Origin of the sequence: Brevundimonas sp. UBA2416 (genome assembly GCF_002343105.1) — a bacterium.
Taxonomy (GTDB): domain Bacteria; phylum Pseudomonadota; class Alphaproteobacteria; order Caulobacterales; family Caulobacteraceae; genus Brevundimonas.
The window spans coordinates 1-969 of the sequence record NZ_DDRM01000035.1 but is presented as its reverse complement, the minus strand read 5'-3'; the positions used below and the strand labels follow the sequence as shown (position 1 = coordinate 969).

Below are 969 nucleotides of genomic sequence, written 5' to 3'. Positions count from 1 at the left end.
CGCAGAAGCGGGCGAACTGGCCGTCGTTGCCGATGGCCAGGATCATGTCGCCGTCGGCGGTCGGGAAATCCTGGTAGGGCACGATGTTGGGGTGGGCGTTGCCCATGCGCCGTGGCGGCGCGCCCGAGACGAGGTGGTTCAGCGCCTGGTTGGCGAGGCAGGCGACCTGGACGTCGAGCAGGGCGAGGTCGATATGCTGACCCTCGCCGTGGCGGAAACCGGCGCGGTCGCGGTGGGCGAGCGCGGCGAGAATGGCGTTGCCGGCGTAGAGGCCGGTCAGGATGTCGGTCAGCGCGACGCCGACCTTCTGCGGGCCGGCGCCTGGCTCGCCGTCGGCCACGCCGGTCAGGCTCATCAGCCCGCCCATGCCCTGGATCAGGAAGTCGTAGCCGGCGCGCGCCGCGTAGGGGCCGTCCTGGCCGAAACCGGTGATCGAGCAATAGACGAGCGCCGGGTTGAGGGCCCGCAGGCTGGCGTAGTCGAGGCCGTAGGGGGCGAGTCCGCCAACCTTGAAATTCTCGATGACGACATCGGCGTCGCCGGCGAGTTCACGGACGATGGCCTGCCCTGCGGGATGCGTGATGTCGACGGTCAGCGAGCGCTTGTTGCGGTTGGTGCAGAGAAAATAGGCCGCCTCGCCGGTCGCCTCGCCATTGCCACCGGCCAGCCACGGCGGCCCCCAGTGACGGGTGTCGTCGCCGCTGCCCGGCTTCTCGACCTTGATCACCTCGGCGCCGAGGTCGGCGAGCAGCTGGCTGGCCCACGGCCCGGCCAGCACGCGCGACAGGTCGAGCACCTTGAGGTGGGCGAGGGCGCCGGTCATTGCCGCTTCAGAACGCCGCGATGCCGGTCTGCGCCCGGCCGAGGATCAGCGCGTGGATGTCTTGCGTGCCCTCGTAGGTGTTCACGACTTCGAGGTTCACGACGTGGCGGATGACCCCGAATTCGTCGGAGATGCCGTTGCCGCCG

1 protein-coding gene and 1 pseudogene are annotated in these 969 nt (G+C 69.9%); both read right to left on the bottom strand.

Going from position 1 to position 969, the window contains the following annotated elements; genetic code table 11:
* The coding region (locus B3E43_RS10615) for a CaiB/BaiF CoA transferase family protein (RefSeq protein ID WP_292029258.1) at nucleotides 1-823 on the bottom strand (823 nt) is incomplete at its 3' end.
* A gap of 7 nt (nucleotides 824-830) precedes the next feature.
* Nucleotides 831-969: pseudogene (locus B3E43_RS16135) on the bottom strand (acyl-CoA dehydrogenase); the annotation flags it as partial.